Annotated in this window: 26 protein-coding genes; 16 read left to right on the top strand and 10 right to left on the bottom strand. The window is 30.5% G+C overall.

Features of this window, described 5'->3' with window-relative positions; translation table 11 throughout:
- The first annotated feature begins 26 nt into the window (after window positions 1–26).
- Genes gltX through FBF22_RS04100 form a run of 3 tightly spaced genes read left to right on the top strand, consistent with a single transcriptional unit; the run spans window position 27 to window position 3,228 of the window.
- Complete coding sequence (gene gltX, locus FBF22_RS04110; RefSeq protein WP_002859522.1) at window positions 27–1,322, top strand: glutamate--tRNA ligase; 1,296 nt, start codon at window positions 27–29, stop codon at window positions 1,320–1,322.
- A gap of 2 nt (window positions 1,323–1,324) precedes the next feature.
- On the top strand, window positions 1,325–1,606 hold the full coding sequence (locus FBF22_RS04105) for a YggT family protein (protein ID WP_002852501.1): 282 nt from the start codon (window positions 1,325–1,327) through the stop codon (window positions 1,604–1,606).
- On the top strand, window positions 1,603–3,228 hold the full coding sequence (locus FBF22_RS04100; protein ID WP_002885056.1) for a lytic transglycosylase domain-containing protein: 1,626 nt from the start codon (window positions 1,603–1,605) through the stop codon (window positions 3,226–3,228). Before FBF22_RS04105 ends, FBF22_RS04100 begins: the two co-directional genes overlap by 4 nt.
- Here the strand turns inward: FBF22_RS04100 and FBF22_RS04095 are convergent.
- A complete protein-coding gene (locus FBF22_RS04095; protein WP_002859520.1) occupies window positions 3,125–3,610 on the bottom strand; it encodes a lipoprotein in 486 nt (161 codons plus the stop codon). The two genes, FBF22_RS04100 and FBF22_RS04095, sit on opposite strands and share 104 nt — an antisense overlap.
- A gap of 95 nt (window positions 3,611–3,705) precedes the next feature.
- On the opposite strand from FBF22_RS04095, the gene mobB reads away from it, so the two are divergent.
- Genes mobB through FBF22_RS04070 form a run of 5 tightly spaced genes read left to right on the top strand, consistent with a single transcriptional unit; the run spans window position 3,706 to window position 8,072 of the window.
- On the top strand, window positions 3,706–4,197 hold the full coding sequence (gene mobB, locus FBF22_RS04090; protein ID WP_002885058.1) for a molybdopterin-guanine dinucleotide biosynthesis protein B: 492 nt from the start codon (window positions 3,706–3,708) through the stop codon (window positions 4,195–4,197).
- A gap of 1 nt (window position 4,198) precedes the next feature.
- Window positions 4,199–5,041 (top strand): class 1 fructose-bisphosphatase, encoded by an 843-nt coding sequence (locus tag FBF22_RS04085; RefSeq protein ID WP_002868153.1) that lies wholly within the window; start codon window positions 4,199–4,201, stop codon window positions 5,039–5,041.
- Window positions 5,034–5,231 (top strand): hypothetical protein, encoded by a 198-nt coding sequence (locus tag FBF22_RS04080; protein WP_002797008.1) that lies wholly within the window; start codon window positions 5,034–5,036, stop codon window positions 5,229–5,231. Before FBF22_RS04085 ends, FBF22_RS04080 begins: the two co-directional genes overlap by 8 nt.
- Window positions 5,232–5,240: 9 nt before the next feature.
- Entirely contained in the window at window positions 5,241–7,127 is a 1,887-nt protein-coding gene (gene metG, locus FBF22_RS04075; RefSeq protein WP_002885074.1) for a methionine--tRNA ligase, read from the top strand.
- 3 nt (window positions 7,128–7,130) lie between these two features.
- Entirely contained in the window at window positions 7,131–8,072 is a 942-nt protein-coding gene (locus FBF22_RS04070; RefSeq protein ID WP_002885075.1) for a hypothetical protein, read from the top strand.
- Here FBF22_RS04070 and FBF22_RS04065 read toward each other — a convergent pair.
- Window positions 8,064–8,516 carry a methylated-DNA--[protein]-cysteine S-methyltransferase gene (locus FBF22_RS04065; RefSeq protein ID WP_002859517.1) on the bottom strand — a complete coding sequence of 151 codons (453 nt, stop codon included), beginning with the start codon at window positions 8,514–8,516 and terminating at the stop codon, window positions 8,064–8,066. The two genes, FBF22_RS04070 and FBF22_RS04065, sit on opposite strands and share 9 nt — an antisense overlap.
- 54 nt (window positions 8,517–8,570) lie before the next feature.
- Here FBF22_RS04065 and FBF22_RS04060 point away from each other — a divergent pair, with 54 nt between their 5' ends.
- The 5 genes from FBF22_RS04060 to trmA are packed head-to-tail and all read left to right on the top strand — an operon-like array spanning window position 8,571 to window position 15,951.
- Window positions 8,571–11,117, top strand: a complete 2,547-nt coding sequence (locus FBF22_RS04060; protein ID WP_002885076.1) for a bifunctional aconitate hydratase 2/2-methylisocitrate dehydratase — start codon at window positions 8,571–8,573, stop codon at window positions 11,115–11,117.
- A gap of 49 nt (window positions 11,118–11,166) precedes the next feature.
- The gene (locus FBF22_RS04055) at window positions 11,167–12,405 is read left to right on the top strand and encodes an ankyrin repeat domain-containing protein (RefSeq protein WP_002867487.1); all 1,239 of its coding nucleotides are present in this window, start codon (window positions 11,167–11,169) and stop codon (window positions 12,403–12,405) included.
- Entirely contained in the window at window positions 12,402–13,151 is a 750-nt protein-coding gene (locus FBF22_RS04050) for an SDR family NAD(P)-dependent oxidoreductase (RefSeq protein WP_002885080.1), read from the top strand. The genes FBF22_RS04055 and FBF22_RS04050 overlap by 4 nt, the downstream gene beginning before the upstream one ends.
- Window positions 13,148–14,881, top strand: a complete 1,734-nt coding sequence (locus tag FBF22_RS04045) for a Na+/H+ antiporter NhaC family protein (RefSeq protein ID WP_002885081.1) — start codon at window positions 13,148–13,150, stop codon at window positions 14,879–14,881. The genes FBF22_RS04050 and FBF22_RS04045 overlap by 4 nt, the downstream gene beginning before the upstream one ends.
- Window positions 14,878–15,951, top strand: a complete 1,074-nt coding sequence (trmA, locus tag FBF22_RS04040; protein WP_002874176.1) for a tRNA (uridine(54)-C5)-methyltransferase TrmA — start codon at window positions 14,878–14,880, stop codon at window positions 15,949–15,951. Before FBF22_RS04045 ends, trmA begins: the two co-directional genes overlap by 4 nt.
- On the opposite strand, the gene FBF22_RS04035 is transcribed toward trmA, so the two are convergent.
- A complete protein-coding gene (locus FBF22_RS04035; RefSeq protein ID WP_002856751.1) occupies window positions 15,938–16,354 on the bottom strand; it encodes a membrane protein in 417 nt (138 codons plus the stop codon). The two genes, trmA and FBF22_RS04035, sit on opposite strands and share 14 nt — an antisense overlap.
- 118 nt (window positions 16,355–16,472) lie before the next feature.
- Between FBF22_RS04035 and FBF22_RS04030 the strand changes: the two genes are divergently transcribed.
- Both FBF22_RS04030 and ilvA read left to right on the top strand, forming a co-directional pair.
- Window positions 16,473–16,886, top strand: a complete 414-nt coding sequence (locus FBF22_RS04030; RefSeq protein ID WP_044258829.1) for a CoA-binding protein — start codon at window positions 16,473–16,475, stop codon at window positions 16,884–16,886.
- The gene (gene ilvA, locus FBF22_RS04025) at window positions 16,886–18,097 is read left to right on the top strand and encodes a threonine ammonia-lyase (protein WP_002885084.1); all 1,212 of its coding nucleotides are present in this window, start codon (window positions 16,886–16,888) and stop codon (window positions 18,095–18,097) included. The genes FBF22_RS04030 and ilvA overlap by 1 nt, the downstream gene beginning before the upstream one ends.
- Here ilvA and truA read toward each other — a convergent pair.
- From truA to glmU, 7 genes are read right to left on the bottom strand one after another with little or no spacing between them, the layout of a single operon-like run.
- Window positions 18,094–18,819 carry a tRNA pseudouridine(38-40) synthase TruA gene (gene truA, locus FBF22_RS04020; RefSeq protein WP_002852636.1) on the bottom strand — a complete coding sequence of 242 codons (726 nt, stop codon included), beginning with the start codon at window positions 18,817–18,819 and terminating at the stop codon, window positions 18,094–18,096. The genes ilvA and truA overlap by 4 nt on opposite strands.
- Entirely contained in the window at window positions 18,816–19,841 is a 1,026-nt protein-coding gene (locus FBF22_RS04015) for an LptF/LptG family permease (protein WP_002856798.1), read from the bottom strand. Before FBF22_RS04015 ends, truA begins: the two co-directional genes overlap by 4 nt.
- Window positions 19,841–20,617, bottom strand: a complete 777-nt coding sequence (locus tag FBF22_RS04010) for an A24 family peptidase (protein ID WP_032599734.1) — start codon at window positions 20,615–20,617, stop codon at window positions 19,841–19,843. Before FBF22_RS04010 ends, FBF22_RS04015 begins: the two co-directional genes overlap by 1 nt.
- Window positions 20,614–21,282 carry a polyprenyl diphosphate synthase gene (uppS, locus tag FBF22_RS04005; protein WP_002852565.1) on the bottom strand — a complete coding sequence of 223 codons (669 nt, stop codon included), beginning with the start codon at window positions 21,280–21,282 and terminating at the stop codon, window positions 20,614–20,616. The genes FBF22_RS04010 and uppS overlap by 4 nt, the downstream gene beginning before the upstream one ends.
- Window positions 21,283–21,285: 3 nt before the next feature.
- A complete protein-coding gene (locus tag FBF22_RS04000) occupies window positions 21,286–21,903 on the bottom strand; it encodes a hypothetical protein (RefSeq protein WP_165433271.1) in 618 nt (205 codons plus the stop codon).
- A complete protein-coding gene (gene coaBC, locus FBF22_RS03995; RefSeq protein ID WP_002885091.1) occupies window positions 21,900–23,054 on the bottom strand; it encodes a bifunctional phosphopantothenoylcysteine decarboxylase/phosphopantothenate--cysteine ligase CoaBC in 1,155 nt (384 codons plus the stop codon). Before coaBC ends, FBF22_RS04000 begins: the two co-directional genes overlap by 4 nt.
- A complete protein-coding gene (glmU, locus tag FBF22_RS03990) occupies window positions 23,051–24,340 on the bottom strand; it encodes a bifunctional UDP-N-acetylglucosamine diphosphorylase/glucosamine-1-phosphate N-acetyltransferase GlmU (protein ID WP_002885094.1) in 1,290 nt (429 codons plus the stop codon). The genes coaBC and glmU overlap by 4 nt, the downstream gene beginning before the upstream one ends.
- Window positions 24,341–24,482: 142 nt before the next feature.
- Here glmU and fliP point away from each other — a divergent pair, with 142 nt between their 5' ends.
- A complete protein-coding gene (fliP, locus tag FBF22_RS03985) occupies window positions 24,483–25,217 on the top strand; it encodes a flagellar type III secretion system pore protein FliP (RefSeq protein ID WP_165433272.1) in 735 nt (244 codons plus the stop codon).
- The last annotated feature ends 13 nt before the right edge of the window (window positions 25,218–25,230 follow it).

Below are 25,230 nucleotides of genomic sequence, written 5' to 3'. Positions count from 1 at the left end.
CTTTAAATAATTTTAAAGGCTATAAGATGTACCGTTTTGCACCTTCTCCCACAGGTGATATGCACATAGGAAATTTACGCGCAGCAATTTTTAATTATATCTGTGCAAGACAAAAAAATATGGATTTTATCTTACGTATTGAAGATACTGATAAGGCTAGAAATATAGCAGGAAAAGAAGAAGAAATCAAAGAAATTTTAAATCTTTTTAGTATTTCATGGCAGCATTACTATATACAAAGTGAAAATTTAAAATTCCATCGCCAAATGGCTTTAAAACTTGTAAGCGAAAAAAAAGCTTTTGCTTGTTTTTGCACCGAAGAAGAACTTGAAGCAAAAAAAGAGCTGGCTAAAAAACAAGGTAAAGCTTATCGCTACGATGGCACTTGTGAAAAACTAGCCGATATTGATGTTTTAGAATGTGAAAAACCCTTTGTTATCCGTCTTAAAAAACCTACTCATACTATGAAATTTACTGATTTTATCAAAGGCGAGCTTAGTTTTGAGCCTGAAAACATAGACTCTTTTGTGATTATGAGAACGGATAAAACTCCAACTTATAATTTTGCTTGTGCGGTTGATGATATGCTTGAAAATGTCACTTGTATTATACGCGGAGAAGATCATGTTTCAAACACTCCAAAACAAGAACATATCCGCGCAAGCTTAGGTTATAATAAAGCCATGACTTATGCACACTTGCCTATCATTTTAAACGAAGAAGGTGTTAAAATGAGTAAAAGAGAAGCACATTCTTCTGTAAAATGGCTACTTGAAAGTGGAATTTTACCTAGCGCAATCGCGAATTATCTTGTCATACTAGGCAATAAAACTCCTTGTGAAATTTTTACCTTAGAAGAAGCTATAAAATGGTTTGATATTTCTAAAGTTTCAAAAGCTCCAGCAAGATTTGATCTTAAAAAACTCTTACAAATTAATCGCGAACATATCAAAATGATAAAAGATGATGAGCTTAATAAAATTTTAGATTTAAACAAAGATCTTGCACCACTTGCTAAATTTTACACTCAAGAAGCAAGTACTATAAAAGAACTTAAAGAAAAAATGCAAGCTATTTTTAACGCAAAAAATTTTGGCGAGTTTGAAACAGAATGTAAAATTTTAAAAGAACTCTTAAAAGATATTGAACTTTTTGAAAATTATGAAGATTTTAAAAATGAACTTTTAAACAAAAGCAACTTAAAAGGTAAAAAATTTTTCATGCCTTTAAGGATAATTTTAACAGGAAATATCCACGGACCTGAGCTTAGCGATCTTTATCCTTATATTAAAAATTTTATTCACGAATTAGCAAGGATTTAACTATGGTTATAGACTCTTTTATTATTTCTATTTTTCAAGTACTACAAATTGTCATTAACATTTATACTTGGATTATTATCATCACAGCACTTCTAAGCTGGGTAAACCCTGATCCTTATAATCCTATAGTGCAAATTTTATATAAACTAAGCTACCCTGCTTACGCCTTAGTTAGAAAAATTCCAACACGCATTGGTAATATTGATCTTGCGCCTTTGATTATAGTCTTAGCATTGCAGTTTCTTGGCATTTTTCTTGGGAATATCTTAAGGAGTATATTGTGATAAAAAAAATACTCGTTTTTTTATTTATTTTTTCAAGTTTAAATGCTACACAATATAGTATAGAAAAACTCAAAAAGGAAGAAAATTCACTTGCTAAGGATTATTATATTTATAGGCTTTTAGAAAAAAATAAAATCAGTAAAAAAGATGCACAGGATTTAAATTCTCATATTTTTCGCTATATAGGAAAAATTAAATCTGAACTTGAAAAAATCATCCCTTTAAAGCCTTATATCAACCCAAAATATGCTAAATGCTATACCTATACAGCAAATACTATCTTAGATGCAAATTTAACTTGTCAAAGTGTGCGCTTAAATTCATTAGTTTTTATAGCGAGTCTAAATTCCAAAGACCGAACTACTTTAGCTCAAACCTTTAAAAATCAAAGACCTGATTTGACAAATTTATTGCTAGCTTTTAATACTTCTGATCCTATGAGCTATATAGTACAAAAAGAAGATATTAATGGTTTTTTTAAACTTTATAATTATTCTAAAAAATACGACTTAGATTTAAATACAAGTTTAGTCAATAAACTACCAAACCACACTGGTTTTAAAGATTTTGCACAAAATATTATTATTAAAAAAGAAAATCCAAAATTTAGATATTCTATGCTAGAAATAAATCCTGAAAATATAAGTGAAGATTCTGCTTTCTATTTAGGAGTCAATGCCTTAACTTATGATAAAACAGAGCTTGCTTATGACTTTTTTAAAAAGGCGGCACAAAGTTTTAAATCGCAAAGTAATAAAGACAATGCTATATTTTGGATGTGGTTGATTAAAAACAATGAAGAAGATTTAAAAACTTTATCGCAAAGTTCTTCTTTAAATATTTATAGTCTTTACGCAAAAGAACTTACTAACACACCTTTTCCAAAGATAGAAAGCCTTAATCCAAGCAAGAAAAAAAATAATTTTAATATGCAAGATCCTTTTGCTTGGCAAAAAATAAACAAACAAATTCGCGATGCTAACGCAAGTCAACTAGATGTCTTGGCAAAAGAATTTGACACACAAGAAACCTTGCCTATTTATGCTTACATATTAGAACGCAAAAATAATTTTAAAAAACATTATTTTATAATGCCTTATTATGACAATATAAAAGACTATAACAAAACAAGACAAGCTTTAATTTTGGCTATTGCCAGACAAGAAAGTCGTTTTATTCCAACTGCTATTTCAGTTTCTTATGCTTTAGGCATGATGCAATTTATGCCATTTTTGGCCAATCACATAGGGGAAAAAGAATTAAAAATTCCAAATTTCGATCAAGATTTTATGTTTAAACCTGAAATAGCATATTACTTTGGAAACTATCATCTAAATTACCTTGAATCACGTTTAAAATCTCCACTTTTTGTCGCTTATGCTTATAATGGCGGTATAGGATTTACTAACCGTATGCTTGCAAGAAATGATATGTTTAAGACAGGCAAATTTGAACCTTTCTTGTCTATGGAGCTAGTTCCTTATCAAGAAAGCCGAATTTACGGAAAAAAAGTTCTAGCTAATTATATTGTGTATCGACATCTTCTGAACGATAGTATAAAGATTTCGGATATTTTTGAAAATTTAATTCAAAACAAGGCAAATGATCTAAACAAATCTTAGCTACAAGCCTAGTCTCTTCCTTGACACTAGGAAGAGATGCTTTAAAATAATCAGTATAGTTGTTTTGTATTATATATTTTAAATACTCATCATCCAATTTTTCAATATTGGCTTTTTTATTATTGATAAAAACTTCTAAATTTTGAATTTTTAATGTATTTGGAGTAAAAGACAAGGCCAATACATCATCTTTACTTGTCTTGTCTAGAATTGGGTTTAAATAAGACATAGTTATAATGGCATTAATCTTATCTTGTGTGATTTTGTATTTTTGAGTAAACATTAAAGTTTGAGATTTTAAATTTGTATCCACAATCGCCTGATCTTTTAAAGAACAAGCTCCAAGCAAAAAAGCACCTAAAATTACACTATAAATTTTCATTCTTTTTCCATATTTTTTAGTATTATTGTAGCCTTTTAACCCTATTTTTTGGTTTAAAAAGATATAATTTTGCAAAAAAATTAAGAGTATATTTTATGAAACAACTTATTATAGCTTTTAGCGGGCCTTCAAATTCAGGAAAAACTACACTCATAACCAAAATAGCTGATAATTTTTTGCAACAAAATTTAAAAGTTTTAATCATTAAACATGATCCTGCCAATAAAGCTCAATTTGATTTTAACGGTAAAGATAGTTTTAAATTTTTTCAAAGTGGAGCTGAAGTCATGGTTTTAAGCCCTACAAGAACAACTTTTTTTTCTCATGAAAATAGAGATATTTTAAAAGCTTTAAAATTAAGCCCTGATTTTGACATTTGTTTGGTTGAAGGATTAAAAACTCTTGATTTACCACGCATTAGCGTATTTTGCAAAGAAATTGATGAAAGTTATTTTATTTTTTCAAACGCCATTGCAAGCTATGAAAAAATTTCTCACCCTTATCTTACTTGGCTTGATTTAAACGATATACAAGCTATTTGCCAATACATACTTAAAAATGCTAAAAATTTACAAGGAGAATTATAAAATGCAAGAAGTGATTTCTTATATACAAAAAGCGGTTTTAGAAATTTCTAACGCTTTAAAATTTCCCGATACAAGCTACAGTCAAAATCAAAATTTTACAGGCGATACCCAACTCAAGTTTGATGTTTTAAGTGATGAAATCATCACAAAAACCCTAAGTCAATGTTCAAGTATTAAAGCCATCATCAGTGAAGAAAAAGATGAAATTTTAACGCTTAACGAGAGGGCAAATTTTATCGTAGCTTATGATCCTTTAGACGGTTCTAGCTTAATGGATGTTAATTTTGCCATAGGTTCTATTTTTGCTATCTATGAAGAAAAAGCAAGTGCTAAAAATTTAAGAGCTGCGCTTTATAGTATGTATGGAGCGCGATTAGAACTTGTGATTTGCAAAGATCAGCCAAAACTTTATCGCTTAAATGCAAATAATGAATTTATTTTTATAAAAGATCTTAAAATGAATGAAAAAGGCAAGATTAATGCTACAGGCGGAACGCAAAAATTTTGGGAAGAAAAACACGCTAAATTTATCAAAAGTCTTTTTGATGAAGGCTATCGCTTAAGATATTCTGGAGCCATGGTAAGCGATATCAATCAAATTTTATTAAAAGGGGGTGGCATTTTTAGCTATCCTGCAACACAAGATGCGCCTAATGGCAAACTTCGTGCCTTTTTTGAAGTCTTTCCTCTAGCCTTTATCATAGAAAAAGCAGGCGGAAAAACTACAAATGGAAAAAACCGCTCTTTACTTGAACTTGAATTTGATAAAATCCATGCGACAACTCCTTGTTTTTTTGGCTCAGAATATGAAATTTCAAAACTTTTAAAGGCTTACAATGAATGAAGTTAGAGATGAATTTGAGCAAGATATGGATAAAAAAAAAGAAATTTTACTTTCATGTCAAAACTCAAAAAACCTAAACTCTTGTTATAATTGCGATGAAATTTTTAACTGCCAAACTAGAAAAAATTATGTTGATGCAGTCTATAACAGTATGTCTAAGGGTAAAACCGAAGGCGGATTTGACTTTTAAAGGAAAAAAATGCGTTATATTACAACACCAATTTATTATGTAAATGATGTACCTCATTTAGGTCATGCTTATACTACCATCATAGCCGATACTTTAGCAAGATTTTATCGTTTGCAAGGACATGAAACAAGATTTCTAACAGGAACAGATGAGCATGGACAAAAAATCGAAGAAGCTGCCAAACTAAGAAATTCCACTCCTCAAGAATACGCTGATAAAATCAGTTTTGAATTTAAAAAATTATGGGATGAATTTGAAATCACCTATGATATTTACGCAAGAACAACTGATACAAGGCATATTGAATTTGTTAAAGCTATGTTTTTAAAAATGTGGCAAAAAGGTGATATTTATAAAGATGAATACGAAGGACACTATTGTATTTCTTGTGAAAGCTTTTTTACTCAAAGTCAGCTTATTAACGATTGTTCTTGCCCAGATTGTGGCAAACAAACTAGAATTTTAAAAGAAGAAAGCTATTTTTTCAAACTTTCAAAATATCAAGATAAAATTTTACAATGGTATGAAGAAAAAGATCCCATCTTGCCAAAAAACAAAAAAAACGAACTTATAAATTTTGTCCAAAACGGCCTTAAAGATCTTTCCATTACAAGAACAAGTTTTGATTGGGGGATTAAACTGCCTCAAGAAATTAATGATGATAAACATATTATTTATGTATGGCTTGATGCACTTTTTATCTATGTAAGCTCACTTGACTTTCAAAACAAGGGAGAAAATGCTAAATTTTGGCCTGCGCATGTGCATTTAGTAGGAAAAGATATCTTGCGTTTTCATGCCATTTATTGGCCAGCTTTTTTAATGAGCGTGGATTTGCCTTTGCCAAAATTTATAGGTGCACATGGCTGGTGGACTAAAGAAGGTGAAAAAATGAGCAAATCTAAAGGCAATGTTGTAAAACCTAAAGAAGTAGTTGATGCCTATGGAAGTGAAGCTTTTAGATATTTCTTGCTTAGAGAAGTGCCTTTTGGTAACGATGGGGATTTTAGCGAAAATATGCTGATAAATCGTATCAATGCAGAGCTTAGCAATGAATTTGGAAATTTACTTAATCGCATTATAGGTATGAGTACAAAATATTCTCAAGGAAATATTTCAAAAGAAGGTGTTTTAAAATTTTACAATGCCGAACTAAATCAAGCAAAAGAACACTTAAATTTAGCGGTAGAATTTTTAGAAAACTTACAGTGTAATCGTTATTTAGAAGAACTTTTTAAAGCCTTAAGTGTGGCAAATTTAGCCATTAGTAAATACGAACCTTGGAATTTAATCAAAGAAAACAAACACGAACAAGCTAATGCTTTAATTGCACTTTGTGCAAATATTTTAGCCAAAACAAGCCTTTTATTAAGCCCTACTCTACCAAAGTCCTCTCAAAAGGTGGCCTTAGCTTTAAATTTTGAAATTTCGTCTGCAAATTACACAAAAATGATACTTGATAATGAACTTTTAGATTTTAAAGCAAATCCTTGCGAAGCTTTATTTCCAAAAGTAGAAAAAGCTCTTTTAAAACAAGAAATTAAAGAAGAACCTAAAAAAGAAGAAAGTCCTAAAATAAAAATCGATGATTTTGCAAAAATTGAAATCAAAGTTGCTAAGGTACTTGATTGTCAAAATATAGAAGGGAGTGAAAAACTTTTAAAATTTCAACTCGAACTTGACGATAAAGAAATCCGTCAAGTACTCTCAGGCATAGCAAAATACTATAAGGCCAGTGATTTAATCGGTAAACAAGTTTGCGTTATAAGCAATCTTAAAAAAGCTAAAATTTTTGGACATGAAAGCGATGGTATGATACTTTCTGCAAAAAGCGGAGATAAACTTGTTTTAATCACCCCTGAACAACTTGTGCAAAACGGCTCTTTAGTGGGTTAAAATATGCAAATTAGCAATTTAGGCGAACTGTTAAACGCAACACTCATTCATGAAGGTAGTGTTTTAAGCGTGGAAGGTTTTGCCATAAATTTAAACGAACTTAAAACAGGCTTTGCCTTCTTTAATAACGATAAAAAAGAAATTGCCCAAGCTGTAAAAAAAGGCGCTTATGCTATAATTACAGAAAATGACATTACTATTGAAGATAAAGACATTTTTTACTTTAGAGTAGAAAATCTAGAACAAGCTCTTGTAAGATTTTTACGCTTTTTTTGCGAAGATAAAGAATGTGAATTTTTACTTTTTAAATCTTACGAACTAAGTCTTTGCAAGGCTTTTTATTTTAACATTTTAAAAGGAAATATTTTTACTGATTTTGAAAAACTAATCAAAGCAAAAAAGGGTGAAATTTTTTGCTACTGTGAAGAAAATTACTTAAATAAACTTTGCGCCTATTCTCATAGTCTAAAAGATGCTAATTTTACCTTATTATCGCGATCTAGCTTCTTTTTTACAACTTTGATTTGTGAAAATTTATATTTTAAAAATCTTAATTTGCCTTTTTTTTACGCAAATAGTTTTGCAAAAATTATTTCTTTTTTAAAAGAAAAAAGTCAAAAAATAATATTTGATTTTAATAAGATTGATGATTTTAAAATTTATTTTATTGATGATAAATTTGAAATCACTCCTTTTGGTTCAAGCTCTCAAGCGTTTATTGTAAGCAACAACCAAAATACCTTTGAATTCTGGAAAGAAAAATTTAAAAACATAAAAGACTTTAAAATTGCTTCTAAAAATTCTTTATTTTGCGATTTTTCCTATAATCAGCTTTCAGATTTAAGAAAATTAAAAAATTTTAAATATTGTTTAATTCTTGAAAATTATGATATTTTTGAACAAGAATTTGAAAACAAAGAAAATCAAACCCCAAGCTTATTTTAAATTCACTCCTTCATTTTCAAGCAAAAATCTTTTTATTTCAAGCCCTCCATTATATCCTCCTATGCCATTGTTTGCAATAACTCTATGACAAGGTATAAAAATAGGAATTTGATTTTTAGAATTTGCATTTCCAACGGCTCTAAAAGCTTTTGGATGATTAATTTTTTCTGCTATATCTTTATAAGTAGCTATTTTGCCATAAGGAATTTCCATTAAAGCCTTATAAACCTTTGATTCAAAATCCGTACCTTGTATCAAAACAGGAATGCTAAATTTTCTAAGCTTATGAGTAAAATATAAATCAAGTTCATATTTTGCTAAGTCAAGCAAACTACAATTTTTTTCTGATCTTTTATTATCACAAAAATCGACTCTAGTTAAAAATTTTCCATCACTATGTAAAGATAGGTAACATAAAGGCATTTTATAATAAACTTTAAACATTTTTTATCCTTCAAAGAGCTACAATTATAATAAAAAATATTTAAGGAGTAGAAAATGTCTTTTATACAAGAATACAATAAACTTGTTGAAGAAAGAGCCGCTTTGGGTATACCACCCCTTCCTTTAAATGCAAATCAAACTAGAGAACTTTGTAAATTACTTGAAAATGAAAATAATGAAGAGCTTGCAAATCTTTTAGAAAATAGAGTAAATCCTGGTGTTGATGATGCAGCTTTAGTAAAATGTGAATTTTTAGATTCCATACTTAAAGGCAAAATCAGTGCTCCAAATATAGACAAAAAAAGAGCCTTAAGAATGCTTGGAACTATGCTAGGCGGATATAATGTTAAAGTTTTAATCGATGCCTTAAAAGATGAAAACATAGCCAAAGATGCTGCAGAAGTGTTGAAAAATATTATTTTTGTACATGATAATTTCCATACCATAGCTGAACTTAGCAAAAACAATCCACACGCTAAGGAAGTTTTACAAAGCTGGGCAAATGCGGACTGGTTTAATAAAAAAGAAAAACTACCACAAGTGATTAAATGTATAGTTTTTAAAGTAGCAGGGGAAACAAATACCGATGATCTAAGCCCTGCAGGAGATGCTTTTACAAGAAGCGATATTCCTTTACATGCAAATGCCATGCTAAAGGTAAGACAAACAGGATCCTTAGAAAAAATCAAAGAGCTTAAAAAAAGCGGTCGCGAAGTGGTTTATGTAGGTGATGTTGTAGGAACAGGTTCAAGTAGAAAATCGGCAATAAATTCCATACAATGGCACTTAGGAAAAGAAATAGAAGGTGTGCCAAACAAGCACAGCGGTGGTATAGTAATGGGTTCAACCATAGCACCGATTTTCTTTAACACTGCTCAAGATAGCGGGGCTTTACCTATCATCTGTGATGTAACAAACTTAGAAATGGGCGATGAGTTTGAAATTCATCCTTATGATGGAAAAATCATAAAAAATGGCTCTGCAATCGCAGAATTTACACTCAGTCCAAACACTCTCTTAGATGAAGTTAGAGCAGGAGGAAGAATCCCACTTATCATAGGTCGTGGGCTTTGTACTAAGGCTAGAGAATTTTTAGGAATGGAAAGCGAAAATATCTTTACCAAACCTGAACAACCTAAATCTTCAAGCGGTGGTTATACCTTGGCTCAAAAAATGCTAGGTCGTGCCTGTGGAGTTGAAGGTGTGCGTCCAGGTATGTATATAGAACCTATAACTTTAACCGTAGGCTCTCAAGATACCACAGGTCCTATGACTAGAGATGAAATTAAAGAACTTGCAAGCCTAGGTTTTAATGCAGACTTTGTTATGCAAAGCTTTTGCCATACAGCTGCGTATCCAAAAGTAAGCGATTCAAATTTACATAAAACCTTGCCCAATTTCATGACAAGTCGTGGTGGGGTAAGTTTAAAACCAGGTGATGGAGTTATCCACTCTTGGCTTAATCGTTTTGTATTGCCAGATACCGTAGGAACGGGTGGGGATTCTCACACACGCTTTCCTATAGGAATTTCTTTCCCTGCAGGAAGCGGACTTGTAGCTTTTGCTGCAGTTACTGGTTCTATGCCTTTAAATGTCCCTGAAAGTGTTTTAGTACGTTTTAGTGGAGAATTGCAAGCCGGAGTTACCTTAAGAGATTTGGTTAATGCTATACCTTATTATGCAATCAAACAAGGACAACTTACCGTTGAAAAGAAAAATAAGAAAAATATTTTTGCAGGAAAAATTTTAGAAATAGAAGGCTTGCCAAACTTAAAAGTCGAACAAGCTTTTGAACTCAGTGATGCAAGTGCTGAAAGATCTGCAGCTGCTTGTAGTGTAGATTTAAGCATAGAAAGTGTAAGCGAATATATCAAATCCAATATTTCTTTAATTGAAGCTATGATAGAAGCAGGATATGAGAATAAAGCTACCCTTGCTAGAAGGGCTGAAAAAATGAGAGAATGGCTTAAAAACCCTACTCTTTTAAGAGCAGATAAAGATGCAAAATACGCTTATATTATAGATATTAATCTTAATGACATTAAAGAGCCAATCCTAGCTTGTCCAAATGACCCTGATGATGTGGCAACCTTAAGCGAAATTTTAGCCGATGATAAGCGTCCAAAAAATATAGATGAAGTTTTTGTAGGTTCTTGTATGACAAACATAGGACATTATAGAGCTTTGGGAGAAATTTTAAAAGATAAAGGCATGCTTAAAACCAGACTTTGGGTAGTGCCTCCAACAAAAATGGATAAAGCACAACTTATCAATGAAGGTTATTACAGCATCTTTGGCGCAGCAGGTGCTAGAATAGAAGTTCCTGGTTGTTCTTTGTGTATGGGTAATCAAGCTAGAGTAAATGATGGAGCTGTAGTTTTCTCAACTTCTACAAGAAATTTTGACAACCGTATGGGAATGGGTGCTAAAGTATATTTAGGCAGTGCAGAACTTGCGGCAGTTTGTGCGATTTTGGGTAAAATTCCAAGCAAGGAAGAATACTTACAAATTGTCAGCGAAAAACTAAGTAATGAGCATAAGGCAAATATCTATAGATATTTAAATTTTAATGAGATTGAAAATTTCAAACTTGAAAATTAATTCAAATTTAATACTAAATAACAAAATTAAAATTTTCAAAGGAAAAATATTGAAGTTATTATTCACTTCCTTTTGTTGTTTTGCAAGTTTAATGGCTAGCGATGCCATTAACTGCGACAACATTAAAAATAATAAAACATTGCTAAATGAAAGTTCAAATTTAGATTATTTAAATATAGCTTCAAGCTGTAAAGAATCTTTAAAAAATCAAGATTTTACAAAAAAACTCTATGCAATTTCCAATGAAATTCGCGGAAGCAATAGCTCTTGTAATGGTGTGGCTTATTTGCCAAAATTACAACAATTTGATTTTTTATTATTAAAAATAGCTATCGATCCCATCGCTTATCAAAAAACTTTAGATACACCCGAAAATTTAGAAAAAAAATATGATATTTTAAAATCTTATTTTAGATATTGGGCATATCAAAGCATAGGAAATTTTAGACTTTACAAAGCTTTTTGGCAAGAATACAATAATGCTATAGAACCTTTAGAAAAGTATTTTGAAAGTAATTTTAATTTTGACAAAGGTAGTAATATTTACTATACTAGCAATGCCTTAAACGAATTTTTAAATTGGGCTGTTGGTGAAACAAAAATTTACAAAGACATTAGTCCTTTAGCAAAAATCATGTCAAATAAAAATTATTCAGTATCTTATATACAAGATTTTATTTTTTCAAATAATCCAAGCCAAGATGACCTTACTATAGCCTTGCAAGCAGCGCTTCTAAATCAAAGAGAAAAAGAAATTTTAGAACTTTTGATTCGTTTTGGCGCTAGGATTGACGAAGGTTATGAAAGTGCTATTTTTTATGCATTGGAAAGTTATGAAAATACAAACTTTTTAATCCAAAATGGAGCAAATGTTAATCAAGCCAATGCCTTTGGTAAAACCCCACTTTTTTATGCCATAGAGTTTAATCGTCTTGATATCATAAAACTACTTCTTGATAATGGAGCAAATGTTAATCAAAAATATATTAATAACAATGAAAAATTAGCATTAAGCGCGAACATAGGTTCAAATACGCCTTATTTTATTACATTTTGTGCTCTAGAGCACACTTCAAAAAATGTTTTAATGCATGCTGCAGCCTATGGAAATGTTGAAATTTTAAAACTTCTTATTTCAAAAGGAGCAAATTTTAATGCTGTTGATGATCTTGGTTTTAATGCACTCGACTTTGCGCTATCAGCAGGTAAAAAAGAAAATGCTGATTATCTAAAAAGCTTGGGTTTAAAAGCAAACGAAAATCTATTTTACGGAGGTAGTTTAGAATGAAAACCGCATTTATTACAGGAGCTAGTTCAGGTTTTGGTAGAGCTTGCGTTGAAGCTTTTATACAAGAAGGCTACAAAGCAATCGCCCTTGCTAGACGCAAAGAGCGTCTAGAAGAGTTAAAAAATGCTTACAAAGATAAGATTTACACGCTTTGCATAGATGTAAGAAATCAAAAAGAAATCTTTGAGGCTATTGGAAATTTACCCAAAGAATTTCAAGAAATTGATGTGCTTTTTAATAATGCAGGTTTAGCTTTAGGGGTAGATGAATTTGATAAATTAAACCTTGAAGATATTAACACTATGGTAGATACAAACATCAAAGGATTTTTATATGTTGCAAAAGCTATTATTCCTATACTTCGCAAACAAAAAAATGCTTATATTTTTAACTTAGGTTCGGTTGCAGGAAGAAATCCTTATTTTGGAGGCAATGTGTATTGTGGAACCAAAGCCTTTGTAGGACAATTTTCATTGGCCTTAAGAAATGATCTTAGAGGAAGCAATATCAAAGTAACAAACATTGCTCCAGGACTTTGCAAAACTGAATTTAGTGAAGTGCGTTTTAAAGGAGATATCCAAAAAGCTGATGCAGTGTATGAAAATACGCAATTTATCAGTGCTAATGATATTGCCAAAGTGGTAATGTCTATCATTAACCTACCAAGCCATATTAATGTTAATGAAATCGAGCTTATGCCGGTAACACAAACTTGGAATGGATTTTATATAGAAAGAGATGAATGAATAAATTTTTAGTTTTATTGTTTTTACCTTTAGTTGCATTTGCAAACTCCTCAGAAGCAGCTGCAAATGCTAATTTATTTGGAGCTTTTACGCTTATACCGCCTTTAGTTGCTATTGCTTTAGCCTTTATCACAAAAGATGTTATTTTGTCACTCTTTGCTGGAGTTTTAAGCGGAACTTTTCTGCTCAGTCTTTCTGCAAATATTTTCAAAGCACAACATTTAGCTTTTGTAAATTATTACAATACTACAGTAGAATCTTTTTCAAAAATTATTTCCTATATCTTAGGTTCAACTTCAGATCCAGTAAATGCAGGAATCATTTTACAAATTCTTTGTATAGGTGGTCTTGTGGCACTCATCACAAAAATGGGTGGTGCAAAAGCTGTAGCATTAAAATTTGCCAAAAGAGCCAAATCAGCTGTATCAGCTCAAGTTAACACTTGGTTTTTAGGGCTTTTAATATTTTTTGATGATTATGCTAATTTACTGATCGTAGGTCCAATTATGCGTCCTTTGGCAGATAAATTTAAAATTTCTCGTGAAAAATTTGCCTTTATTATCGACTCTACCGCAGCTCCTGTAGCAGGAATAGCTGTAATTTCTACTTGGATAGGCTTAGAAGTTTCTTTAATTAAAACCGCTTATGAACACATAGGCATTAGCGATATTAGTGCTTTTGGAATTTTTGTCGAAACCATACCTTATCGTTTTTATAATATTTTCATGCTTTTTTTTGTAGTCATGACTGCAATCATGGGACGTGAGTTTGGTTCTATGTACAAGGCTGAAGTGCGTGCAAGAACCACAGGACAAATTGCACCTCTACCTAAATCAGGCACACTAGATACTACTGAATTAGAAGATCAGTTTTTAGCGCCAAAAGAAGGTATTAAAATTCGTGCTTTTGATGCTATTGTTCCTATTTTTACTTTAATCATTTTAGCTATATTAGGATTTTATTTTAATGGACTTAGCACTTTAGAAGGCGAAGAACTTGCAAAAGCAAGTGTCAATCCTTTGTCTTTTGAAACTTTTAGAGCTGCTTTTGGAAATGCTGATTCTTCTGTGGTGTTATTCCAAGCTGCTTTGTTTGCTGCTATTGTAGCGATTTTTATCGGGGTGCGTCGTAAAATTTTCAATCTTAAAGAAGCGGTAGAAACTTGGATATATGGCTGGAAAACCATGATTTTTACCATAGTATTGCTTTTATTTGCTTGGTCACTTTCAAGCATAGTAAAAGATCTAGGAACTTCTTTATTTATCACTAGTTTGCTTGCAGACAAATTGCCTGAGTTTATTTTGCCTGCTACTATTTTTGCTTTTGCTTCAGCCATTTCTTTTGCCATAGGAACAAGCTATGGAACTATGGGGATTTTAATGCCTTTGGCTGTGCCTTTAGCTCATGAAATCGCTAAAATCAATGGCATGGATGCAAACGCTATGCATCATTATATGGTTATTAATATAAGCTGCGTTTTAACAGGTGCGATTTTTGGAAACCATTGTTCACCAATTTCAGACAATGTAATCCTTTCATCTATGAGTGCAAAATGCGATCATATGGAGCATGTAAGAACACAAATTCCTTATGCTTTATTTATCTGTGGCATTTCTTTAATCGCTGGATATATTCCTGTATCTTTAGGACTTAGCGTTTGGTTTGTCTTGCCTTTAAATTTCATACTTATTGCACTTTTACTAAGACTCATCGGAAAGAAAGTTCCATGAGTCTTGAAAATTTTGGAAATTTTCTCACTTTAGATGAAAAACATTCTTTCATAAAAAAATATTTTAAAGAATTTTATACAAAGGATTTTAAACTTTTTGCTTCAAAAGATAAGCATTATCGTACAAGAGCTGAACTTTCATTTTATCATGAAAACGATACGCTTTTTTATGCGATGTTTGATCCAAAAAACAAAAAAAAGTACATTATAAAATATTTAGATTTTGCTGATGAAAAAATTTGTACTTTTATGCCAAAACTTCTAGAATACTTGCGTCAAGATAATAAATTAAAAGAAAAACTTTTTGGCGTGGAGTTTTTAACCACAAAGCAAGAACTTAGCGTAACTTTACTCTATCATAAAAATATAGAAGATATAAAGTCAAATTTAGAAAATTTAAGCAATATTCTTCATATCAACCTTATAGCAAGAAGTAAAGGCAAAAAGCTTATTTTTAAAACAGAAAATCTAAGACAAACTTTAAATATTCAAGGTAGAAAAATATTTTATGAATTTAACAACGATTGTTTTATTCAACCTAACACTACTATAAATGAAAAAATGATTACTTGGGTGTGTGAAATTTTAAACACTCAAAAAAGAATGGATTTACTTGAGCTTTACTGTGGATATGGAAATTTTACTTTAGCTTTAGCACCATTCTTTTTTAAAGTTTTAGCCACTGAAATTTCAAAAAGCAATATTAATTTTGCTTTAAAAAATTGCGAGCTTAACAATACAACAAATATCCACTTTGCAAGACTTTCAAGCGAAGAATTAAGTCTTGCTATCAAAAAAGAAAGAGAATTTTTTCGTTTAAAAGATATTCGATTAGATGATTTTAATTTCTCTCATGTTTTAGTTGATCCACCCCGTGCAGGACTTGATAAAAGCGTAATTGACTTAATAAAAAAATATGAAAATATTATTTATATTTCTTGCAATCCTATCACTTTAAAAGAAAATTTAAAAGAATTAAGCCTAACACATAGAGTGGAAGAGTTTGCTCTGTTTGATCAATTTGTCAATACTCCACATCTTGAATGCGGAGTATTTCTTAGCAAGGTATAAAAAAATAATTCATTAATTTAGCCAGTATTACTATTGCAATACAAAGCACAAATACAAAAGGGTGGATAAAAGCACCGAGTGGATTTTTCTTCTTTAATATAAAATGACAAAATAAAGAAAAAACAACTAAAGATAAAATTCCAAAAGCCAAAATAATTTTTACAGCAAAAAGTAAATTTAAAGGTTTAAAATGAAAACCTGCCAAAGCACCTCCGCTTAAAAAAAGCAAAAGAACCACAAAAGGCATTATTTTAACCCCAGTAGCACTAAAAAGACTTTTGTCAAAATTAGGATTTTTCTTTTTAACTACACCCAAAACAAATACATCAACAAACAAATAACCTATAAACAAAATAGCACAAAGAAGATGGATTGTTAAAGTATATGGATAAAATTCTTCCATTTTTCCCTCCTTATTAAACTTCGGAATTTGCTATATTATAACACTTTTTTCATTTTTTAAATTCACTTTAGTTAATTTTTTAATCATTTAAGATAAAATACCAAAACAAAGGTTAACAATGAATGAAAAAGAAACTATCTCTTATATTATAAATACAAGTAAAAATATTGCCATATTTGCTTTAAGTCCAGATAAAACAAAAGCTTCTTATAGGGTAGCAGAATTTTTACAAAGAAAAAATTATAAAATTTTTCCTATTTATCCTAAAAAAGAGTTTATTTTAAATGAAAAAGTTTATAGAAATTTAGATCAAATAGAAGAAAAAATCGATACACTTATACTTTTTAGAAAAGGCGAAGTGGCGCTAGAAATTCTTCCTAAGCTTGTTGAAAAAAATATTAAAAACCTATGGCTTCAACTTGGTATTAGTAATGAAACAGCCAAAGAAGAATGTAAAAAATTAGATATAAATTTTATACAAAATCGTTGCATTATGCTAGAATATCCGTATTTTAAAACAAAGGAAAAATAGTGTTAGAGCTTAATAAAATTTACAAAGCAAAACAACAAATTTCAGGGTTTGTAAACAAAACTCCTTTCATATGCTCTTCTTTTTTAAGTGATATTTGTCAAAGTGAGATTTATCTTAAAAATGAAAATTTACAAATTACAGGTGCTTATAAAATTCGTGGAGCTTATAATAAAATAGCCAATCTTAGCGCTGAACAAAAACAACACGGAGTCATTGCGGCAAGTGCAGGAAACCATGCTCAAGGCGTGGCCATTAGTGCAAAAAAATTTGGCATTAAAGCAGTTATTGTAATGCCAGAATCCACTCCGCTCTTAAAAGTTTCTGCTACAAAAGCCTTAGGAGCAGAGGTGATACTCAAAGGGGACAATTTTGATGAAGCTTATGTCTTTGCAACCTCTTATGCTAAAGAAAATAATCTTAGTTTTATCCATCCTTTTGAAGATGAATTTGTAATGGCAGGACAAGGAACTTTGATGCTTGAAATGCTTGATGAAATAAGCGATCTTGATATGATTATCGCACCTGTTGGAGGTGGAGGACTTATAAGTGGTATCGCAAGTGCAGCTAAACAAATCAATCCAAACATTAAAATCATCGGAGTTGGAGCCAAAGGAGCTCCTGCAATGTATGAAAGTTTTCATGCCAAAAAAATCAAAAATGCAAAAAGCGTACGCACTATAGCCGATGGTATTGCTGTGCGTGATGCAAATCCTATTAATTTTAATATTATTTTAGAATGCGTAGATGATTTTATCCAAGTTGATGATGAAGAAATAGCTAATGCGGTATTGTTTTTACTCGAAAAACATAAAATCATAGTCGAAGGCGCAGGAGCTGCGAGTGTAGCCGCCCTGCTTCATCAAAAAATAAATACACAAAATCATAAAAAAATTGGCGTAGTTTTAAGCGGAGGCAATATCGATGCACAAATGCTAAATATCATCATAGAAAAAGGTTTATTTAAATCTTACAGAAAAATGCAAATTCATGTTACTTTAGTAGATAAACCTGGGGCATTATTACACCTTACAGACAGCTTAAAAATAGCCAATGCAAATATAGTAAAAATCGACTATGATAGATTTTCTACCAAGCTTGATTATGGCGATGCGATGATTTCAATTACCCTAGAAACCAAAGGTAAAGAACATCAAGAAGAAATAAGAAAAATTTTAACCCAAAAGGCTTTTAATTTCTATGAAAGTTTTTAATAACATATACGGCTTAAATAAAGCCCATTTGGCGGTGCTAAAAAGTGATTGTATTGCTTTTTAGCCTCAATCTGTTCTTTGAGTTCTTTTTCACTCATTTTTCCTTCTAAAACTTTTAAAACACTTGCTACACTTAATCTAATTTGCCCTCTTAAAAAACCATTAGCTTTAAAATGAAAAATGCTAAAATCTTTATAAGCATAAGCTCTAGCAATAAAAATTTCTCTTAAAGTCGTTTTATTATCCCCTCCACTTTTACAAAAAAACTTTAAATCCTTTTTTCCTACAAAAAAACCCAAAAGTTCATTAGCTTTACCTAGGTCAAATTTAGGATAAAAATGTACATAAGAAGCCATAAAAGGACTATAAGAAGCGTGAGAAAATATATAGCGGTATTCTCTACTTTTTACATCAAATCTTACTTCAAAATCATCTTTTACTTTTTCAATTTTTTTGATATGGATAAAAGGATGAGAAAATTTATTAAGTTGTTTTTGAAGATATTCTAAATTTGTAAAATAATCTCCACACTCCACACTAGCTACAGCATAGCTTGCATGTACTCCTTTATCTGTACGAGAAGCCATCAAAAGAGGTGAAAAAATACCCAAATGCGATAAGGCCCCACTTAAAGCATCTTGAACACCTTTTTTATGAGGCTGAGTAGCAGAACCTAAAAAAGCAGAGCCATCATAAGAAAATATAATTTTTATTTTCATCAATATCGACTCAAAATCATTTTCTTAAAACAATAAGCCGAAACAAATAAACTTAAAGAAAAAATTCCAAGACAAGCCAAAATTGGAGGTTGAGAAAAAGAACTTAAAAGTCCAAAATATATAGCAATCACTCCAAACATACCTAAATACACATAGCCTTTTTCATAGCGATAAGTAACCAAACCAAAACAAAGCGCAAAAAGCGTACTAGCAAGTGGAAACAAGGCTATAGTTGTATAAATCACAAATTCTCTTGCTCTTTGTGGATTTTCGTTTAAATCATTCCAGTATTCATAAAATTTCTTTGTTTGAAGATTGTCTGTATTAAACTGAGTATTTACTACTAAAGTGTCAAATTCTCCACTAAAAATACTTTGACCTTGCTCAAAATTATACATTTTGCCTTGATTCAAGCTAAAAGCAAAGCTATCATCTTTTCTTTGCACATGCGCTTCTTTGGCTATGATAAGTTGTTCTTTATCATCTGCTTTATGTTTAGGGCGATACATAATTATGTTTTCATACTTATCACTATCTTGTTTTTCTATAAAAATCATCCAGTCTAAAAATTTTTGTCCAAATTCTCCTGTTTTGTAGTTAAATTTCACTTGAGTGCTTTTATAGTTTACAAAGTTATCCTGAAGTTCAAATACTATAGGTATCATTACCAAAGCCACAACAAGCATAAAAGCACTAATCAAGCTTGCAATTTTAAGGAAAAATTTTGCCAAAATCATTGGTGAAAATCCCAAAGTAAAAAGTACTATGCTTTCATTTTCCTTAGAAAGCCTAAACAAAGCTAAAGTTAAAGAAATAAAAAAAGATATAGGCAAGGTAAAAATTAAAATTCTAGGCAGCATAAATCCATAAAGCTTTAAAAGATCCAAAAAACTAATCTCTATACTTGAAGTAAGTTTTGCAAGTTGAATAAAAAACACCATAGATACAATAGCAAAAAGTACGAAAAATATAGACAAATTCGTACTTAAAAATTGATTTAAAACATATCTTAAACTAAGCTTCATTAGAATAATCCTAAGTTTTTATAAAATAAAACTGCCACAAAAGCGATATTTAAAAAGGGTATCATAGCAAGTTCTTGCTCTTTTATTGCTTTAATTTTAAAAAAAATAAAAAAAGGCAAAGTTAAAATAGAAGCTATAAGTAATACTAAAAATCCATACTCAAAACCTAAAATTCCACCTATACAAGACATAATGATAATATCAGCATCGCCCAAATTTTCTAAAATTTCATCTTTTTTTCGGAAATTCATTAGAAAAAAAACCAAACTTTTTAATAAAAAAACAAATCCTCCAAAACTAAAAGCATTTAGTAAAAAACCTCCGCTAAACTCTTTAAAAATCAAAAAATGTAAAATTTCACTTTCCCTAAAGGCGTAAAAAAAAGCAAATAAAAAAGCGCTCCAAAGTAAAATTTGTGGTACGGCTTTGAGTTTAATATCAATTAAAGAAAGTAAGAAAAGATTAAATAAAAATAGAGATAAAAATAAAAAATCATAAAAATTTTGACTTAAAGAATAAACCAAAATAAGCAAAATTATGCCTAAAATTTCATTGATTAACAAAGAAATAGGCAAATGACATTTGCAAGTTTGACATTTTGCCTTTAAAAAAACATAAGAAAAAATAGGAATAATTTCATAGTATTTTAATTTTGTATCACAAGAAAAACAAAAAGATCGCGAGATAAAAAAGGGCTTTTTTTCAATTATCCTACTTGCCAAACTTGTGCAAAAAGAACCCAAACAAGCCCCTAGAATTATTATGAAAAATATCATTTTCCAAAAGTTCTTTCTCTATTTCTAAATTCTTTAATAATCCTTTTAAATTCTCTCTTGGTAAGAGATGGAAATAAAGTTTCACTAAAATAAATTTCAGCATATGAACACTGCCAAAGTAAGAAATTTGAAAGCCTTTTGGCATTTCCAACGCGAAGCATCAAATCCACATCTAAAGGTAAATCTAAATTTTGTGTTAAATTTTCTTCATTTAGCTCAAGTTTTTTTTCAATCACACGCTTAGCAGCTCTTATAATTTCATCTCTTGCACCATAACTTATAGCCAAATTAACACAAAGTGCGTCACAATGCTTTGTTTTTTCTTCAACTAAGGTAATTTTTTCTCTTACTTTATCTTCCAAACGCGATAAATCACCTATAGCTCTTAAACGCACATTATTTTTTTCAAATTTTTCTAAAGCTTCATCTAAACAACGATCTAAAAGTTCAAAAATAAAATCAATTTCATCTTTAGGACGCTTCCAATTTTCCGTACTAAAAGCAAAAAGGCTTAAATTTGAAATATTTTCTTCCATGCAAACTTCCATCAATTTTTGCATAGTTTTAACTCCTTGGGAATATCCAAGTTTTGCCAAAAAACCCTTAGCCCTAGCCCAGCGCCTATTGCCATCCATAACAACAGCAAGGTGTTTTAATTCATTCATTTTTCATCCTTTAAAATCAAAAAGCCTTTTAAAAACAAACAAAGGTTCAATCTTATTTTCTTGTAATACATTAAAATCTAAATGTTCGTTTAAAAATTTTTGCACCTTAGCAAAAGGTGTAAAAATACTAACACCTTGTGAATCTATTAAAATTTTCAAAGCTCCAAAAACACTAAAATATAAGTAAATTTCTAAATATTTTGCTCTTTTACGCATTTGAAACAAGCAAGATTTATTTTTAAAGATAAAAGGAATATGATAAATATTTTCAAAACTTGCAAAAAGCATTTCTTTTAATATCTGATAACGCTCTATATCTTTACAATCTAAAAGATTTTGTATGATGAATTTTTTATAAGAAATTTTATCCTCTAAAATAGCGATTATCAAAGCCAATCCCTCTTCAAAAGGTTTAAAATTAGGACGCTTTGAAAGATGTTTAAATTGTATAACTCCACCATTTTGCATATAAAGTTCAGCTAAATATTCAGCACCAATTTCAAGCTCTATCATGCTTTTGGTTTGGATCTTTTTATGATTTAATAAAAGCGTATAATGTCCATAACCTGATTTAGCTAAAACTTTCATTTGTATAGGTAAGGTAGAATTAATCATACTCATAATTTTTCACACCATTTTACTAATTCAAATGCCAATTTTTCTTTGCTTTGCAAAGTGCTTTTATTTTCATTGTTTAAAGTGATAAAATAAAGCTCATTTTGATCGCTTCCAAAATAATTTTTTTGATCAATGATATTAAGACAAACCATATCAAGTTGCTTATCTTTTAAAGATTTTTTCGCATTTTCTAAGGCATTTTGAGAATCAAATTCCATCTTAAAACCTATCTTTTTGCCTTGAAATTTGCAAATTTTAAGCAAATCTTCATTTAAAGATAGATGCAAATTTAAACCCTGTAAATGCTCATTTTTTTTAATTTTCCCTTTTACACTTTGAGGGATAAAATCACTCACCGCAGCCGTCATAATCAAAAAGTCATGATTTAAATTTTTATCCAAAAGCTCCTTTAGATCCTTAGAACTTTCAAATTTGCAAAGCTCATAAGGCGTATCAAATTCCACAGAGCTTAAAAGTTTTACCCTAGCTCCTAAAAAATAAAAAGCGTCAGCTATGGCCTTTGCCATTTTTCCACTTGAAAAATTACTCACACAACGCACATCATCGATCTTTTCTTTTGTGCCGCCACCTGTGATAACTACACTTTTATCGCACCAAAACTTTTCTTTTAAAAGCTCTCTTTTGGTGATATTAAAAATATCCTTAACTTCAGCTAAGGCTCCTACGCCTTCATCTTTACAAGCTAAAACTTTACAAATAGGCTCTATAATCAAAGCTTTATTTTCTTTAAGTATCTTTAAAGAATTTCGCGTGCTAAAATGATGAAACATATTTGTATTTGCCGCAGGAGCTATGATAAGAGGTTTATTTGCTGCGATTAAGGTTTGGATAAAAAGATTATCCGCTATACCAAAAGCAAGTTTATTGATAGAATTAACACTTGCAGGAGTAAACAAAACAAGATCTACATCCTTGCTAAAAGCTATGTGATTGTTTGAATTTTGCCAACTTTCATTTTCCTCACATAAAACTTCATCAACCAAGGCTTCAAAACTCATTTTGCTAGCAAATTTTAACAAACCATTAGAAAGCAAAACTTTTACCCTAAAGCCTTCTTTTTTAAACAAAGAAATAAGCTCATAAGATTTATAAAAAGCTATACTACCGCTAATGGCTAAAAGTATGGTTTTCATTTTTGAAATTTCTTATAATAATAATCTTTTATCATTTTATGCCTTGCTCTATTGATAAACAAAGCACCCTTTTCTACATTGACACTTACTGTGCTTCCTGCTGCTATGATCACTTCATCTTCGATTTTTACAGGTGCGATAAATTGCGTATCAGAACCTACAAAAACATTTTTTCCTATGATGGTTTTATGCTTTTTTACCCCATCATAATTACAAGTGATAGTCCCACAGCCTATATTGGTTCCACTATCTATCTCACAATCTCCTAAATAGCTCAAATGCCCTGCTTTTACGGTATTTAACTTTGCATTTTTACATTCTACAAAATTTCCTATATGAGTGTTTTTTAACTCACAATTTGGACGCAAATGTGCCAAAGGCCCTACATCGCTATTTTCTACGATGGAATTTTCTATCACGCTTGAACTTTTAATGATAGAGTTTATAATCTTACTTTTGCCCTCTATCCTTACATTTTCATATACTTCACATTCACCTACAAATTCAACATCTGCACCTATAAAAGTGCTTTGCGGTAAATGAAAAATCACACCCTGTTGCATCCAGTATTTTTTAATTTTTTTTTGCATGAAATTTTCAGCTATACTGAGTTCAAATTTATCATTAATCCCCATAAATTCATCTTCATCTACAAAAACTGCTTTAATCATCACATCTTTTTCTTTTGCTAGTTTTACAATGTCGGTTAAATAATACTCTTTTGCCGCATTATTGTTATCAATCAAAGGTAAAAGCTCTTTTAAAAGCCTCGAGTCAATCACATAAACCCCAGCATTGCAAGTATTTATCTCTTTTTCTTGCGTATTTGCATCTTTAAATTCAACAATTTTTTCAACGCTATCGTTTTTTATCACCACCCTACCATAACTTTTAGGATCTCTTGCTTTAAAAACTGCTAGATTTAATTTTGCATTATTACCCAACAAAGCTTCCAAACTTGTTTGCTCAACCAAAGGCATATCACCACAAAGAATCAACACTCTTTCATTTTTAGGCTCAAACCCACTTAAAGCTCCCGCAGTTCCTGGATAATTTTGCAAATCTTGCTCTAAAATTTGTGTTTTTGGAAAATATTCTAAAATTTCTTTTTCAACGCGTTCTTTTTGATGCGATAAAACTACACTTACATCATCACTTAAAGCAAAAGCCTTTTTTAAAATGTGTAAAATCATACTTTTTTGACAAAGCTCTTGCAAAACCTTTGGCTTTTGTGATTTCATTCTAGTGCCTAATCCTGCCGCTAAAATCAAAATAGAAGTTTTCATTTTTTACCTTTGTTATTAAGAAGTCTAAAAGACTATTTTAGCAGTTTAAAGTTAAAATCCTAATACCCTTAAACTAGTTTTTAGTCATCAAAAGATAAAATTTAAATTTCTTTAATAAAAAACAAAAAAAGGTTTTTAAATTTTGAAAAAAATATTATTATTTTTACTTTTAAGCATGAGCTTATTTGCTGCTGAAGTAACTATCCCTACAGTAAATTTAAGCTTAAGCGCACCCAATACACCTAATCAGCTTATTACTACTTTAAATATAGTGATTGTTTTAACCATACTTGCGCTCGCTCCAAGTATAGTTTTTGTTATGACTTCTTTCTTGCGTCTTATTGTAGTATTTTCATTTTTACGACAAGCTATGGGGACGCAAAGTATGCCACCTAACACTATTTTGGTAACCTTGGCTTTAATTTTAAGTTTTTTTATCATGGAACCTGTAGCTACAAAATCCTATAATGAAGGTATAAAACCTTATTTAGCAGAAAAAATAGGCTATGAAGAGGCTTTTATAAAAGGAGCAAAGCCTTTTAAAGATTTTATGCTTAAAAATACTCGCGAAAAAGATTTAGCCCTTTTTTATCGCATACGCAATCTACCCAATCCCAAAACCATAGATGATGTTCCCCTTACGGTTTTAGTTCCTGCTTTTATGATTTCAGAGCTTAAAACCGCTTTTGAAATAGGGTTTTTAATCTACCTGCCCTTTTTAGTCATAGATATGGTTGTAAGCTCAGTTTTAATGGCTATGGGTATGATGATGCTACCTCCTACTATGATCTCTCTACCTTTTAAACTCTTAATTTTTGTATTAGTGGATGGATGGAATTTGCTAGTGCAAAGGCTTGTGGAAAGCTTTGTAACCTAAGAAGGAAAATCCT

This window comes from Campylobacter sp. CFSAN093260, assembly GCF_012890095.1.
GTDB lineage: Bacteria > Campylobacterota > Campylobacteria > Campylobacterales > Campylobacteraceae > Campylobacter_D > Campylobacter_D jejuni.
The sequence above is the reverse complement of the archived record's forward strand: the minus strand, read 5'-3'. Positions and strand labels throughout refer to the sequence as shown.